Below are 13,973 nucleotides of genomic sequence, written 5' to 3'. Positions count from 1 at the left end.
CGGCAGCCGGCGGGCTGCCAGGCTCGGCTCACTGGTCGTCGAAGAAGCGTTCGTGCCAGTCCACCACCGGCTGCGGCGCGTTGAGCTTCTCGCCATAGATGACCGCGTAGGACAGCACGTTCTGCACGTACTGGCGGGTTTCATCGAATGGAATGGACTCCACCCAGACATCGAAGCTCAGGTGATTCGCGCCTCTGAGCCACTGCCGTACGCGCCCGGGGCCCGCGTTGTAGGCGGCCGAGGCCAGTACCCGGTTGCCGTTGAACTGGCTGTGCACCTGGCTCAGGTATGCCGCACCGAGCTGGATGTTGGTGTCGGGATCGAGTACCTGCTGGGGCGACGACAGCGGGATGCTGAACTTGCGCGAGGTTTCCTTGGCGGTGCCCGGCATCAACTGCATCAACCCCATGGCGCCGGCGCCGGAACGAGCGTCGTCCATGAAGGCGCTTTCCTGACGGGTGATGGCGAACACCCAGCTGGTGTGCAGGCCTCGCACATTGGCTTCGCGAATCAGGGTGTCACGGTGGGCCATCGGGAAGCGGATGTCCAGGTCGTCCCAGTACTGCGCCTGGCTGATCGTGCGAATGGCCGGAAAGTACCAGCGCATGTCGTAGGCCAGCTTGGCCTGGGCGACCATCTCGTCGCGGTCGAAATGGCGGCTGACGTGATACCACTCGCGTCGCGCATCGACGATCTGGCCACGTGCGTAGAGCTCGAGCGAACGACGTACACCGGCGGTGTTGCGCACCTTGTTGACCAGCGCCTGGCTCATCACCAGCGGCTTGTTGTTGAGCGAGTAGGGCGCCTGGATGCGGTCGGCCGCCAGGAAGCCGTAGAAGTCGCGCTCCTTGGCCACCGCCTTGTACAGCGATGGCACCTTGGCACTCTGCGGCTGGGCCAGCTCCAGGCTGCGCGCCTGCCAGTACTGCCAGCGGTTGGTCTTGGCCAGGTCCTTGGGCAGGCGGGTGGTCAGGTCGTAGGCGTCCTGCCAGCGGCCCAGGCGCAGCAGCAGGCGCAGGCGCCATTCGGTCACGGTGTCGTCGCGCAGCTCCGGATCGTAGCGAGTTATCAGCTCCAGCGCCCGCGGGTCGTAGCGCCGCGCCAGGGTCAGGCCGATCTCGCGGGCGATGGCAACCTTCTCCTCGGCCGAGAAACGCATGCTGCTGGCATAGCTGTCGAGCATGCGCATGGCTTTTTCCGGGTCCTGACGGGCCAGGCGGCGCAGCCCCAGCCCGACCACGTCGGACATGGCTTCGTCGACCGGCATGAAACGCGCCGGTTGGTCGAGCAGTTCGGGTTTCTGCGCGACATCCAGCAGCAGTCGACCCTGGCTCGACAGGCTGGTCAGGCTTTGCACCAGGCTGGTGGCCAACGGGTAGTTGCGCTCCTGGGCCGCGAGCTTGGCGCGCTGCCAGCGCTTGTTCTCGGTCAGCTGGCCTTCGCTGGCCCAGCGCTGGAACAGCCCGTCGCAGGCCGTGGGCAGCGATTTGCCGGTGAGCCACAGTTTGTCGGCATTGGCATAGCCTTCGGCGCGCAGCTGGCTGTTGCTCAGCTGGTACTGGCCGTACAGGCAGTCGAGCTCCTTGAAGTTCAGCTTGGGGTCGTAGTATTTGACGAACGGCGCCCACTCGCCGCGCTCGGCCAGCTGCCGCAGCCAGCGCAGTTTCATCCAGTTGGCCTGGGGCAGGTCGCCGTGCTTGGCGAGAAAGCCTTCGATCTCGGCGTTGCTGGCGCTGCGCAGGCGCGGGGTGAGCTCGTCGTAGGCCAGGTAGGCCTCCAGCGGGTAGTCCTGAAGCTCGGCGGCGTAGCGCATGTACGGACCGCTGTCGCCCTTGGCCAGGGCGCGCTTGGCCTCGTCGTAGTATTGACGCTGCGTGGCCAGGTCGGCGGCCTGGACGTTGGCGACACTGGATGCAGAGAGGATGAGGCAGGACAACAAGCTGAACAGGCGACTGCGCATGAGACTTCCAGGCAGAAAAGACGTGACAAGTGTCGGCAGTGCCAGCACTAAAGAAGTGAGCCTAGCTTAGCCTCTAGGGCAGGCGCGATGAAAGCGTTCAGGATCATTCATTTTATTGCTGCCTTCGGTCTGCCAGGGTAAAAGTCGGTTAGAATGCGCGCCCGGTTTTTGGAGAAGCTCATGACCCTGCTCAAATTCAGCGATGTGTCCCTTGCATTCGGCGCGATGCCGTTGTTGGACAAGGTGTCCTGGCAGATCGCCCGTGGTGAGCGGGTGTGCATCATCGGCCGCAACGGCACTGGCAAATCCAGCATGCTGAAGCTGGTCAAGGGCGTGCAGAAACCCGACGACGGCGCCGTCTGGCGTGCGCCGGGGCTGAAGATCGGCGAGCTGCCGCAGGAACTGCCGGTGGCCGACGACCGGACTGTGTTCGACGTGGTTGCCGAGGGCCTGGACGGGGTCGGCGCGCTGCTGGCCGAGTACCACCACCTGAGCCAGAACATCGTCACCGACGAAGACCTGAACAAGCTCATGCATGTCCAGCAAGATCTCGAAGCCCGTGACGGCTGGCGCCTGCAGCAACTGGTCGACAGCACCCTGAGCCGCCTGCAGCTGCCTGCCGACAAGACCTTGAAGCAGTTGTCCGGTGGCTGGCGCCGCCGCGTCCTGCTGGCCCAGGCGCTGGTGTCCGAACCTGACCTGCTGCTGCTCGACGAACCGACCAACCACCTGGACATCGGCGCGATCGCCTGGCTCGAAGAAGCCCTCAAGGATTTCCAGGGGGCGGTGCTGTTCATTACCCACGACCGTTCCTTCCTGCAGAATCTGGCCACGCGCATTCTCGAGCTCGATCGCGGCGGCCTGATCGACTGGAACGGCGACTACGCCAGCTTCCTGGTGCACAAAGAGGCCATGCTGTCGGCCGAGGAAACCGCCAACGCGCTGTTCGACAAGCGCCTGGCCCAGGAAGAAGTGTGGATCCGCCAGGGCATCAAGGCCCGACGCACCCGCAACGAAGGCCGGGTGCGTGCGCTCAAGGCATTGCGTGTGGAGCGTGGCGAACGCCGCGAGCGCACCGGCAAGGCCAACATCCAGCTCGATACCGCAGACAAGTCCGGCAAGCAGGTCATGGTCCTCGACAACGTCAGCTTCGCCCATCCGGGTGGGCCGATGCTGATCAAGGATTTCTCCATGGTGCTGCAGCGCGAGGACCGTATCGGCTTGCTGGGGGCGAACGGGACCGGCAAGACCACGCTGCTCAAGCTGATGCTCGATAACCTGCAGCCCACCAACGGTTCGGTCGACGTCGGCACGCGCCTGGACGTCGCCTACTTCGACCAGTTGCGTCACCAGCTCGACCTGGAAAAGACCGTCATCGACAACGTTGCCGAGGGCCGCGATTTCATCGACATCGACGGTCAGAGCCGCCACGTGTTGAGCTACCTGGGCGACTTCCTGTTCAGCCCCCAGCGTGCACGCACGCCGGTCAAGGCCCTGTCGGGCGGTGAGCGTGCGCGCCTGTTGCTGGCCAAGCTGTTCAGCAAGCCGGCCAACCTGCTGGTGCTGGACGAACCGACCAACGACCTCGACGTCGAGACCCTCGAACTGCTCGAAGAAGTGCTGTCCGCTTTCAAGGGTACCGTGTTGATGGTCAGCCACGACCGGGCCTTCCTCGACAACGTGGTCACCAGCACGCTGGTGTTCGAAGGCGAGGGCAAGGTTCGCGAATACGTCGGTGGCTACCAGGACTGGATCCGCCAGGGCGGCTCGCCCAAGCTGCTCGGCGTGACCGAGAACAAGTCAGGCAAGGCCGAGCTCAACAGCGCCGTGGTCAAGGCCGCAGAGCCTGCACCTGTGGAAGCACCGGCGCCCGCCAAGAAGAAGCTCAGCTACAAGCTGCAGCGCGAGCTGGAAGCCCTGCCGGGCCAGATCGAAGCCAAGGAGCAGGAAATCGCTGCGCTGGAAGCCGAGATGGCCGATGCCGGGTTCTATCAGCGGCCTGCCGCGCAGACGGCGGAAGTGATGGCCAAGCTGGAAGCCTCGCAGGCCGAGCTGGAAGTCATGGTCGAGCGCTGGGCCGAACTCGACGCCTGAGCCCTCGACCCTGGAATCATCAGCGAGGCCGCAGCTGCTGCTCGGCCCCGCTGATGATCCTTATTCGGCGCGCTTGACCAGGCGCACCGCCAAAACGTCGCACGGCGCACCGTGCAACACGTCGTTGGCCGTCGAACCAAGCAGCAATGCCAGACCATGACGGCCATGACTGCCGACCACCACCAGGTCGCATTCCGATTTCTTCGCCAGGTTGTGAATCTCCTGACGCGGCTGGCCGTAGGTCAGGTGGCAATCGCCGACGACCAGGTCCGGGTACTTGACCTTCAGCGTTTCCAGGCGCTCCTTGGCCTGATCGAACTGCTGCTGCTGCAACTGCGAGAGGTCCATCGGCACGTCCCCGCCGAAAGCCATGGCCATGGGTTCGACGATGTGCACCAGCGAGAGCTTGGCGCCGTTGCTGACCGCCAGCTCCCGGGCCCGCTTGATGACCGGGTCACACTCCTCGGTGAGGTCGACGGCGACCAGAATGTGTTGGTAGGGCATGAGAAGCACTCCTGACGATTGCGATAGCTTGAGTATGGACTGTTTGGGCGGGGCGCGACATGAACAACCCTCGCCGATCTATTTGAAACGCTTAGCGGGTGTACTCTTTATGACGGTGTGGATAGTCGTGTCAATCCTTGCGCTGATTCTCAGCCCCATGGTATGGCTGCGGCCGTCGCGCAGCCAGAGCGGCCGCATGGCCGTGCGCCTGCAGGCGCGGCGGATGGGCCTGGCCATGCAGCTGGCTCCCCAGCAGTGGCCGCACTGGCTCAGCGTCGAGCCGCCCGACCCCTGCGCGCAATACCATCGGCCACGCCGCAAGGTCAGGGTCGACAGCTGGAGCTACTGGCAGACCGAGCCGGGGGTCTGGTGCAACCAGTGGCGCGAAGCCTGTGTCGATCCGCTGCTGCTGCCTCACCTGGCCACGTTGCCCGCCGACGTCTACAAGCTCGAAGCCGGGCCGCAGATGCTCGCCCTGTACTGGGGCGAGAAGGGTGACGAAAAGGTGCTTCAGGATATTGCAAAGGTCCTGCAAGCCCTGGCTTGATCGTTGTCTCGAGCTATCGTCATATACCTGCGGCAGGCTGTCGCAGGTGCGCGTTTCTGCGCATTCCAGAAATGACCGCAAAGTCGCGTTTTCTCGCGGCTGGCGCGGCATTTGACAATCGCCCGCAATTCCGTGAATGTACACGCAGCCCAATCAAACGGGCGTATGAATCGAGCGTTTTTCAGTCACGCTCCAGCACTATCCCGACTACCGCGCTGACGGGTATGCCTGGCTACAGAGAGCGGCGGCCATGTATCGCCCCCTTTTATCCAGCGTCAGGCGTGTACTGTTCAGCTTCCATATCGTGGAGATCAGTGGATGATTTACGAAGGTAAAGCCATCACGGTGAAGGCTCTTGAAAGCGGCATCGTCGAACTGCGGTTCGACCTCAAGGGCGAGTCCGTCAACAAATTCAACCGCCTCACGCTCGAAGAGCTGCGCGAAGCGATCGCGGCAATCAAGGCCGACGCTTGGATCAAGGGCGTGATCGTCGCCAGTGGCAAGGACGTCTTCATCGTCGGTGCGGACATCACCGAATTCGTCGAGAATTTCAAGTTGCCCGAAGCCGAGCTGGTCGCGGGCAACCTGCAGGCCAATCGCATCTTCAGCGACTTCGAGGACCTCGAAGTGCCGACGGTCGCCGCCATCAACGGCATCGCCCTGGGCGGCGGCCTGGAAATGTGCCTGGCTGCCGACTACCGGGTCATGTCCAGCGAAGCGAAGATCGGCCTGCCCGAGGTCAAGCTGGGCATCTACCCAGGTTTCGGCGGCACGGTGCGCCTGCCGCGCATCATCGGCGCCGACAATGCCATCGAGTGGATTGCGTCGGGCAAGGAAAACGGCGCCGACGATGCGCTTAAGGTGGGTGCGGTCGATGCGGTGGTGGCGCCGGACAAGCTGGAAGCTGCTGCTTTAGACCTGGTCAAGCGCGCCATCAGCGGCGAGTTCGATCACAAGTCCAAGCGCCAGCCCAAGTTGGTCAAGCTCAAGCTCAACGCCATCGAACAGATGATGGCGTTCGAAACCGCCAAGGGCTTCGTCGCCGGCCAGGCCGGGCCCAACTATCCGGCGCCGGTCGAGGCCATCAAGACCATCCAGAAAGCAGCCAGTTTCGGTCGCGAGAAAGCCCTCGAAATCGAAGCCGCCGGCTTCGCCAAGATGGCCAAGACCTCGGCTGCGCAAAGCCTCATCGGCCTGTTCCTCAACGATCAGGAGCTCAAGCGCAAGGCCCGTGGCTACGACAAGGTGGCACGCGATGTGAGTCAGGCGGCCGTGCTGGGCGCTGGCATCATGGGCGGTGGCATCGCCTATCAGTCGGCGCTCAAAGGCACGCCGATCCTGATGAAGGACATCAACGAGAAGGGCATCGAACAGGGCCTGGCCGAGGCGTCCAAGCTGCTCGGCGCGCGCGTCGAAAAAGGTCGCCTGACCCCGGCGAAGATGGCCGAAGCGCTCAACGACATTCGTCCGACGCTGTCCTACGGCGATTTCGGTCATGTCGACATCGTCGTCGAAGCGGTGGTGGAAAACCCCAAGGTCAAGCAGGCAGTGCTGGCCGAAGTCGAGGCGCAGGTCAAGGATGACACCATTCTGGCGTCCAACACGTCGACCATTTCCATCAACCTGCTGGCCCAGGCGCTCAAGCGTCCGGAAAACTTCGTCGGCATGCACTTCTTCAACCCGGTGCACATGATGCCGCTGGTCGAAGTGATCCGTGGCGAGAAGTCCAGTGAGGTCGCCGTGGCGACCACCGTTGCCTATGCCCGCAAGATGGGCAAGAACCCCATCGTGGTCAACGATTGCCCCGGCTTTTTGGTGAACCGCGTGCTGTTCCCGTACTTCGGCGGTTTCGCCCGGCTGGTCAGCGCCGGTGTCGATTTCGTGCGCATCGACAAGGTCATGGAGAAATTCGGCTGGCCCATGGGCCCGGCCTACCTGATGGACGTGGTGGGCATCGACACCGGCCATCATGGCCGTGATGTGATGGCCGAAGGCTTTCCGGATCGCATGAAAGACGAGCGTCGCTCCGCCATCGACGCGCTGTACGAGGCCAACCGCCTGGGGCAGAAGAACGGCAAGGGCTTCTATGCCTACGAAACCGACAAGCGCGGCAAGCCGAAGAAGGTGGCCGATCCTGCGGCGCTGGACGTGCTCAAGCCGGTGATCTACGAACAGCGCGAGGTCTCCGATGAGGACATCGTCAACTGGATGATGATCCCGCTGTGCCTGGAAACCGTACGCTGCCTGGAAGACGGGATCGTCGAAACCGCGGCCGAGGCCGACATGGGCCTGGTCTACGGCATCGGTTTCCCTCCGTTCCGCGGCGGGGCGCTGCGCTACATCGATTCGCTGGGCGTGGCCGAATTCGTGGAACTGGCCGACCGCTACGCCGAACTGGGTCCGCTGTACCAGCCTACGCAGAAGCTTCGTGAAATGGCGCGTGCTGGCCAGACCTTCTTCGGGCAAGCGGCCAACGTACAGAACAAGGGTGAATGACTGATGAGCTTGAATCCTAGAGACGTGGTGATCGTCGACTTCGGTCGCACCCCCATGGGCCGCTCCAAAGGCGGCATGCACCGCAACACCCGCGCCGAGGACATGTCGGCGCACCTGATCAGCAAGCTGCTGGAGCGCAATGCCAAGGTCGATCCGGCCGAAGTCGAGGACGTGATCTGGGGCTGCGTCAACCAGACGCTGGAACAGGGCTGGAACATCGCCCGCATGGCTTCGCTGATGACGCAGATCCCGCACACTGCGGCCGGCCAGACCGTCAGCCGGTTGTGCGGCTCGTCCATGAGCGCGCTGCACACTGCCGCCCAGGCGATCATGACCGGCAACGGCGACGTGTTCGTGGTCGGCGGCGTCGAGCACATGGGCCATGTCGGCATGATGCACGGCGTGGATCCGAACCCGCACATGTCGCTGTACGCCGCGAAAGCCTCGGGCATGATGGGGCTTACCGCCGAGATGCTCGGTAAAATGCACGGCATCACTCGCGAACAGCAGGATGCCTTCGGCGTGCGCTCGCACCAGTTGGCCCACCAGGCCACGGTCCAGGGCAAGTTCAAGGACGAGATCATCCCGATGCAGGGTTGCGACGAAAATGGCTTCATCAAGGTCTTCGACTACGATGAAACGATTCGCCCCGACACCACCCTGGAGAGCCTTGCGGCGCTCAAGCCTGCCTTCAACCCGAAGGGCGGTACGGTCACGGCCGGTACTTCGTCGCAGATCACCGACGGTGCCTCGTGCATGATCGTGATGTCGGCGCAGCGCGCCCAGGACCTGGGCATCACGCCATTGGCGGTAATCCGCTCCATGGCAGTGGCCGGCGTCGACCCCGCGATCATGGGCTACGGGCCGGTTCCGGCCACCCAGAAAGCGCTCAAGCGCGCAGGTCTGGGCATTGCCGACATCGACTTCATCGAACTCAACGAAGCCTTCGCCGCACAGGCCCTGCCTGTGCTGAAGGATCTGAAAGTGCTCGACAAGATGAACGAGAAGGTTAACCTGCATGGCGGCGCGATCGCCCTGGGGCATCCTTTTGGCTGTTCAGGCGCACGAATTTCCGGCACTTTGCTCAATGTCATGAAGCAGAATGGCGGCACTTTCGGCCTGTCCACCATGTGTGTAGGCCTGGGGCAGGGCATCACCACGGTCTTCGAGCGCGTCTAGTCCTGACGAGCGAGTCGAACGAACCGGGGCCCAGTGTCCCGGTTTTGTTTTTTCCCGGTTCATTCGAAAAAGTATTTCAAGCGAGGCGCAACATGCATATACAACTAGGGCTCTATCGTCATTACAAAGGCCCCGAGTATCGTGTCTACGGCGTCGCGCGCAGTTCCGAGGACGAACAGGAAGTGGTGTTCTACCAGGCGCTGTACGGTGAATTCGGCCTCTGGGTGCGCCCGCTGAGCATGTTCCTGGAGTCGGTCGAGGTTGACGGCGAGAGCGTCCCGCGCTTTGCTTTGGTGAAGGCCGAACCCAGCCTGTTTTCCGTTCCGCAGGCGCCGACCGCTTGAACCTCGGCGCTTGACCTCACGTTCTCACCACTATATATAGCGGGGCCTCGCAAGGCGCCGCATGCCTTTCATTTCAAGTATTCAGGAATTTTCCGATCCATGGGCAAATCGCTGGTCATTGTGGAATCCCCGGCTAAGGCCAAGACCATCAACAAGTATCTGGGTGACCAGTACGTGGTGAAGTCGAGTATCGGCCATATCCGAGACTTGCCCACCAGCGGTTCGGCGAGCGCCAGCAAGGAGCCGGCCGCCAAGCGCGGCAAGGCTGCGGCTGCCGACGCGCCGGCGCTGTCGCCCAAGGAAAAGGCCCGCAAGCAGTTGGTGGCACGCATGGGCGTCGATCCAGACCAGGGCTGGAAGGCCAAGTACGAGATCCTTCCCGGCAAGGAAAAGGTCATCGAGGAACTGCGCCGGCTGGCCAAGGACGCCGACACCATCTATCTGGCGACGGACTTGGACCGCGAGGGGGAAGCCATTGCCTGGCACCTGCGCGAAGCCATCGGTGGCGATGACAGCCGCTACAAGCGTGTGGTGTTCAACGAGATCACCAAGAAGGCCATCCAGGAAGCTTTCTCCCGCCCCGGCGAGCTGGACATCGACCGTGTCAACGCCCAGCAGGCGCGGCGTTTCCTCGACCGCGTGGTTGGCTACATGGTGTCGCCGCTGCTCTGGCAGAAGATCGCCCGCGGGTTGTCCGCTGGTCGTGTGCAGTCCGTGGCAGTGAAACTGGTGGTCGAGCGTGAACGCGAGATTCGCGCGTTCAACCCCGAGGAATACTGGGAAGTGCATGCCGACCTGGCGTCGGCCAAGGCCGCCAAGGTGCGTTTCGAAGTGGCTCGCGAGAACGGCGAAGTCTTCAAACCCCTCAACGAAGCCCAGGCCATGGCCGCGCTGGCCAAGCTCAAGGATGCCAGCTACAGCATCGTCAAGCGCGAAGACAAGCCGACCAGCAGCAAGCCGTCGGCCCCGTTCATTACTTCCACGCTGCAGCAGGCCGCGAGCAACCGCCTGGGCTACGGCGTGAAGAAGACCATGATGATGGCGCAGCGCTTGTACGAAGCTGGCTATATCACCTACATGCGTACCGACTCCACCAACCTGTCGGTCGACGCCGTGGAGATGGCTCGGGCCTACATTGAGAGCGAGTTCGGCAAGAAGTACCTGCCGGAATCGCCGATGGTCTACGGCAGCAAGCAGGGCGCCCAGGAAGCGCACGAGGCCATTCGCCCATCGGACGTGAACACTCATCCGAGCAAGCTGAACGGCATGGAGCGCGATGCCGAGCGCCTTTACGAATTGATCTGGCGCCAGTTCCTCGCCTGCCAGATGCCGCCTGCCCAGTACCTGTCGACCACCGTTACCGTGGCTGCCGCTGATTTCGAGCTGCGCGCCAAGGGGCGTATCCTCAAGTTCGACGGCTACACGCGTGTGCTGCCACAGATGAGCAAGCCGGGCGACGACGACGTGCTGCCGGAAATGAACCAGGGTGAGCAACTCAAGCTGCTGCAGCTGGACCCTACCCAGCACTTCACCAAGCCGCCTGCGCGCTATTCCGAAGCCAGCCTGGTCAAGGAAATGGAAAAACGCGGCATCGGTCGTCCGTCCACCTACGCGGCGATCATCTCGACCATCCAGGACCGTGGCTACGTGGCGCTGCACAACCGTCGCTTCTACTCGGAAAAGATGGGCGACATCGTCACCGAGCGGCTGTCCGAAAGCTTCTCCAACCTCATGGACTACGGCTTTACCGCCGGCATGGAAGAGAACCTCGATGACGTGGCGCACGGCGAGCGCGACTGGAAGAACGTTCTCGACGAGTTCTACGGTGACTTCAAGGGCAAGCTGGACGTTGCGGGTGCAGCCGACAGCGGCATGCGCGCCAACCTGCCGACCCTGACCAACATCGCCTGCCGCGAATGCGGTCGGCCGATGATGATCCGCACCGCATCCACCGGGGTGTTCCTGGGCTGTTCGGGCTATGCGCTGCCACCCAAGGAGCGCTGCAAGGCCACCATCAACCTGATTCCAGGTGATGAGATAGCGGCCGACGACGAGGGCGAGTCCGAGTCGCAGATTCTGCGCGGCAAGCATCGCTGCCCGGTCTGTGCGACCGCCATGGACGCGTATCTGCTGGATGAGAAGCGCAAGCTGCACATCTGCGGGAACAACCCCGACTGCCCGGGCTACGAGATCGAAGAGGGCAACTACCGCATCAAGGGCTACGAAGGGCCGAGCCTGGAGTGCGACAAGTGCGGCAGCGAGATGCAGTTGAAAACCGGCCGTTTCGGCAAGTTCTTCGGCTGCACCAATCCGGAGTGCAAGAACACCCGCAAGCTGCTCAAGAGTGGCGAGGCGGCGCCGCCCAAGATGGACGCGGTGAAGATGCCCGAACTCAAGTGCGAGAAGGTCAACGATACCTACGTGCTGCGCGATGGCGCATCCGGTCTGTTCCTGGCGGCCAGCCAGTTTCCGAAGAACCGCGAGACTCGCGCCCCCCTGGTGCTCGAAATCATCCCGCACAAGGATGAGATCGATCCCAAGTACAGCTTCCTGTTCGACGCGCCGATCAAGGACCCGGACGGCCGTCCGACCGTGATTCGCTACAGCCGCAAGACCAAGGAGCAGTACGTGCAGAGCGAGGTCGAGGGCAAACCGACCGGTTGGAAGGCGTTCTACGACGGCAAGACGTGGAAGGTCGAAGACAAGCGCTGAAGCGCTGTCAGCACCAAGGCCGCACCGTCCCCAGGGCTGTGCGGCCTTTTCATTTGTGGCTTGCACTGGCTGGGCAGGTTCCCGACACTGTGGCAGTCGAGTGTTCACTGCGGAGATCGCCAGCATGGCCTATGAGCTCTATACCCGTACCAACCAGAAAATCTATTTCGCCGGGCTGGCGCTGGAAGCCATGAGCAAGGCCGAACTGGGCCAGGCCATCAATGCGCAGGCTCAGCTGCAGGCGCAGCGCGAATCCGCGCTGTTCCACCTGTACGGTGCATTGTTGGGGCTGTGTCACGAGATCGCTGGTTATTACCGCCTGCCTCAGGCCGGCACTGCCCGTGCGGAAAACCTGCTGACCCCGCAAGCACTCGACGGCACATCCATTCCCGAGCTGGCGGAGTTGGTGGAGCTGGCCCAGCATTCGCATACCTGGCTGGCGCAACTGCTTGCGGCGCACAGCGCGCTGTTCGTGCCGCCCAAGGCGCCCAAAAAGCCCAAAGGCGATGTGACCCAGCCACTCATCCAGGCAGTCAATCTGGATGAAGTCGAAGAGCAGGAACTCAGCCGCGAGGTGCTCGAAAGCTGGCGTCAGCAGCTCAAGGGCCTGACCGTTCGTTTCCGCGAAGGGCTGAGTGAGTGCTGATTTGCACTGGCACTGCTACAATGCCCGCCTTTCGTGGAGAACATGTCCTTATGCCAACGTCCTTTCTTGAGATTGTCGAGCTGCCTGACGGCCGCATCGAGTTGCGTCGTGCCGAGGACGAAGGTTCGCTGGTGACGCTGAATTTTTCCGAAGATGCCAAGGCATTCCTGCAGGGCCAGCACGTGGAAGTGGCCAAGGCCATGCTCAGTGTCGGTGTGCAGATGGCCGGCAAGCTGGTGGAAGGCGAAATCGACAAGGACGACGGGCCGCACGTCCTGCACTGATCCTGCCACGCAGCGAGCGCCTTGCGCTGGCCTTGGCGGGCAGTATCGTTTGACCGCAGGTATCACCCCAAACGGATGTTCAGGCTCTGCGCGCTGCCCTGGCGCGCCGCTGCCATCAATTGCTGCCTCGCCACGGACGGCAGTGGGTTGAGCCAGCTCACCACGGTATGGCTGCGCCCCAGGCGCAGCGCCTCGCACGCCAACTGCTGGGCGCTTTGCATACCGCGCGGCTGCAGCAGCAATATGCGTTCGCGATTGAGCCCTGCATCGCGCAGCCAGGCCTGCGTCAGGCTTGCCGGCGGAGCGATCAGCGTCAACCAGCGCGCGTCCTGCTCTTCGCTCAATTCCCGCAGCATGGGTGCCAGCAGGTTCAGGCAGTTCCCCGCGGCACCACGCAGAGACATCTCGCTGAATACATCCGGGTCGGCGACAGTCCAGGGCGATTCTACGGCCTCCTTGAACAGCGGCGTTACCGGTGCAGCCATGAATGCTTCGAACAGCGACATTTGTGCTTGTTGGGGTGACAGGGGAAACTGCATGATGCCTCCTTATCGACGAATGACGCCGACGCTCAGACCTTCAATGACCAGATCCTGATCCTTGAGGTCGACTTCAATGGGTGCGAAGTCGGGGTTTTCCGCAACCAGGAAAACCTTGTTGCCTTCGCGCTGGAACCGCTTCACGGTGACTTCGTCGCCGATGCGCGCCACCACGATCTGCCCGTTGCGGACTTCGCGGCAGGTGTGCACGGCCAGCAGGTCACCGTCGAGAATGCCGACGTCACGCATGCTCATGCCCTGTACGCGCAGGAGGTAGTCGGCGCGAGGATGGAAGAAGCCCGGGTTGATCTTGCAGGACTCTTCGATGTGTTCCTGCGCCAGAATCGGCGCACCAGCAGCAACGCGTCCGACGACTGGCAGGCTGGCGTCGTCGTTGCGGGCTTCGGAACCGGGGATGCGGATGCCGCGCGAGGCGCCCGGGGTCATTTCGATGGCGCCTTTTCGCGCCAGTGCCTTGAGGTGTTCCTCGGCCGCGTTGGGTGACTTGAACCCCAGTTCCTGAGCAATTTCCGCACGGGTAGGTGGAAAGCCATTGTCGTCAAGGCAGCGCTTGATGAAGGCCAGAATTTCAGCTTGGCGTGGCGTCAATTTCAACATGTCGATGGCTCTGTCTTTTTGTACAGTGACTGGGATTATATACAGTAGAT

The 13,973-nt window shown here is 62.7% G+C and carries 12 protein-coding genes; 8 read left to right on the top strand and 4 right to left on the bottom strand.

What is annotated here, in order from left to right; genetic code table 11:
• Positions 1–28: 28 nt before the first annotated feature.
• Positions 29–1,960 carry a transglycosylase SLT domain-containing protein gene (locus IFT76_RS03320; protein ID WP_192057402.1) on the bottom strand — a complete coding sequence of 644 codons (1,932 nt, stop codon included), beginning with the start codon at positions 1,958–1,960 and terminating at the stop codon, positions 29–31.
• 180 nt (positions 1,961–2,140) lie between these two features.
• Between IFT76_RS03320 and IFT76_RS03315 the strand changes: the two genes are divergently transcribed.
• Positions 2,141–4,054, top strand: coding sequence for an ATP-binding cassette domain-containing protein (locus tag IFT76_RS03315; RefSeq protein WP_122478802.1), 1,914 nt, complete (start codon positions 2,141–2,143; stop codon positions 4,052–4,054).
• Positions 4,055–4,114: 60 nt separating this feature from the next.
• On the opposite strand, the gene IFT76_RS03310 is transcribed toward IFT76_RS03315, so the two are convergent.
• Entirely contained in the window at positions 4,115–4,558 is a 444-nt protein-coding gene (locus IFT76_RS03310) for a universal stress protein (protein ID WP_043188257.1), read from the bottom strand.
• Positions 4,559–4,667: 109 nt separating this feature from the next.
• Between IFT76_RS03310 and IFT76_RS03305 the strand changes: the two genes are divergently transcribed.
• From IFT76_RS03305 to IFT76_RS03275, 7 genes are all read left to right on the top strand, one after another.
• Positions 4,668–5,105 carry a hypothetical protein gene (locus tag IFT76_RS03305; RefSeq protein ID WP_192057401.1) on the top strand — a complete coding sequence of 146 codons (438 nt, stop codon included), beginning with the start codon at positions 4,668–4,670 and terminating at the stop codon, positions 5,103–5,105.
• 318 nt (positions 5,106–5,423) lie between these two features.
• Positions 5,424–7,601, top strand: a complete 2,178-nt coding sequence (fadB, locus tag IFT76_RS03300; RefSeq protein ID WP_192057400.1) for a fatty acid oxidation complex subunit alpha FadB — start codon at positions 5,424–5,426, stop codon at positions 7,599–7,601.
• Between the two features lie 3 nt (positions 7,602–7,604).
• Complete coding sequence (gene fadA, locus IFT76_RS03295) at positions 7,605–8,780, top strand: acetyl-CoA C-acyltransferase FadA (RefSeq protein WP_043188265.1); 1,176 nt, start codon at positions 7,605–7,607, stop codon at positions 8,778–8,780.
• 92 nt (positions 8,781–8,872) lie between these two features.
• Positions 8,873–9,124, top strand: a complete 252-nt coding sequence (locus IFT76_RS03290; RefSeq protein ID WP_192057399.1) for a DUF1653 domain-containing protein — start codon at positions 8,873–8,875, stop codon at positions 9,122–9,124.
• 99 nt (positions 9,125–9,223) lie between these two features.
• Complete coding sequence (topA, locus tag IFT76_RS03285; RefSeq protein WP_192057398.1) at positions 9,224–11,836, top strand: type I DNA topoisomerase; 2,613 nt, start codon at positions 9,224–9,226, stop codon at positions 11,834–11,836.
• A gap of 124 nt (positions 11,837–11,960) precedes the next feature.
• Positions 11,961–12,482: a DUF6586 family protein gene (locus tag IFT76_RS03280; protein ID WP_192057397.1), complete on the top strand. Its 522-nt coding sequence runs from the start codon at positions 11,961–11,963 to the stop codon at positions 12,480–12,482.
• A gap of 50 nt (positions 12,483–12,532) precedes the next feature.
• Positions 12,533–12,766, top strand: coding sequence for a hypothetical protein (locus tag IFT76_RS03275; protein WP_163007598.1), 234 nt, complete (start codon positions 12,533–12,535; stop codon positions 12,764–12,766).
• A gap of 62 nt (positions 12,767–12,828) precedes the next feature.
• On the opposite strand, the gene sulA is transcribed toward IFT76_RS03275, so the two are convergent.
• Both sulA and lexA read right to left on the bottom strand, forming a co-directional pair.
• Complete coding sequence (gene sulA, locus IFT76_RS03270) at positions 12,829–13,305, bottom strand: SOS-induced cell division inhibitor SulA (RefSeq protein ID WP_122478790.1); 477 nt, start codon at positions 13,303–13,305, stop codon at positions 12,829–12,831.
• A gap of 9 nt (positions 13,306–13,314) precedes the next feature.
• Positions 13,315–13,923, bottom strand: coding sequence for a transcriptional repressor LexA (gene lexA / locus IFT76_RS03265; RefSeq protein WP_043188277.1), 609 nt, complete (start codon positions 13,921–13,923; stop codon positions 13,315–13,317).
• Between the last annotated feature and the right edge of the window lie 50 nt (positions 13,924–13,973).

The sequence above is a fragment of the Pseudomonas sp. CFBP 13727 genome (assembly GCF_014841915.1).
Taxonomy (GTDB): Bacteria; Pseudomonadota; Gammaproteobacteria; order Pseudomonadales; family Pseudomonadaceae; genus Aquipseudomonas; species Aquipseudomonas baltica.
This window is presented reverse-complemented; position numbering and strand designations above follow the sequence as displayed.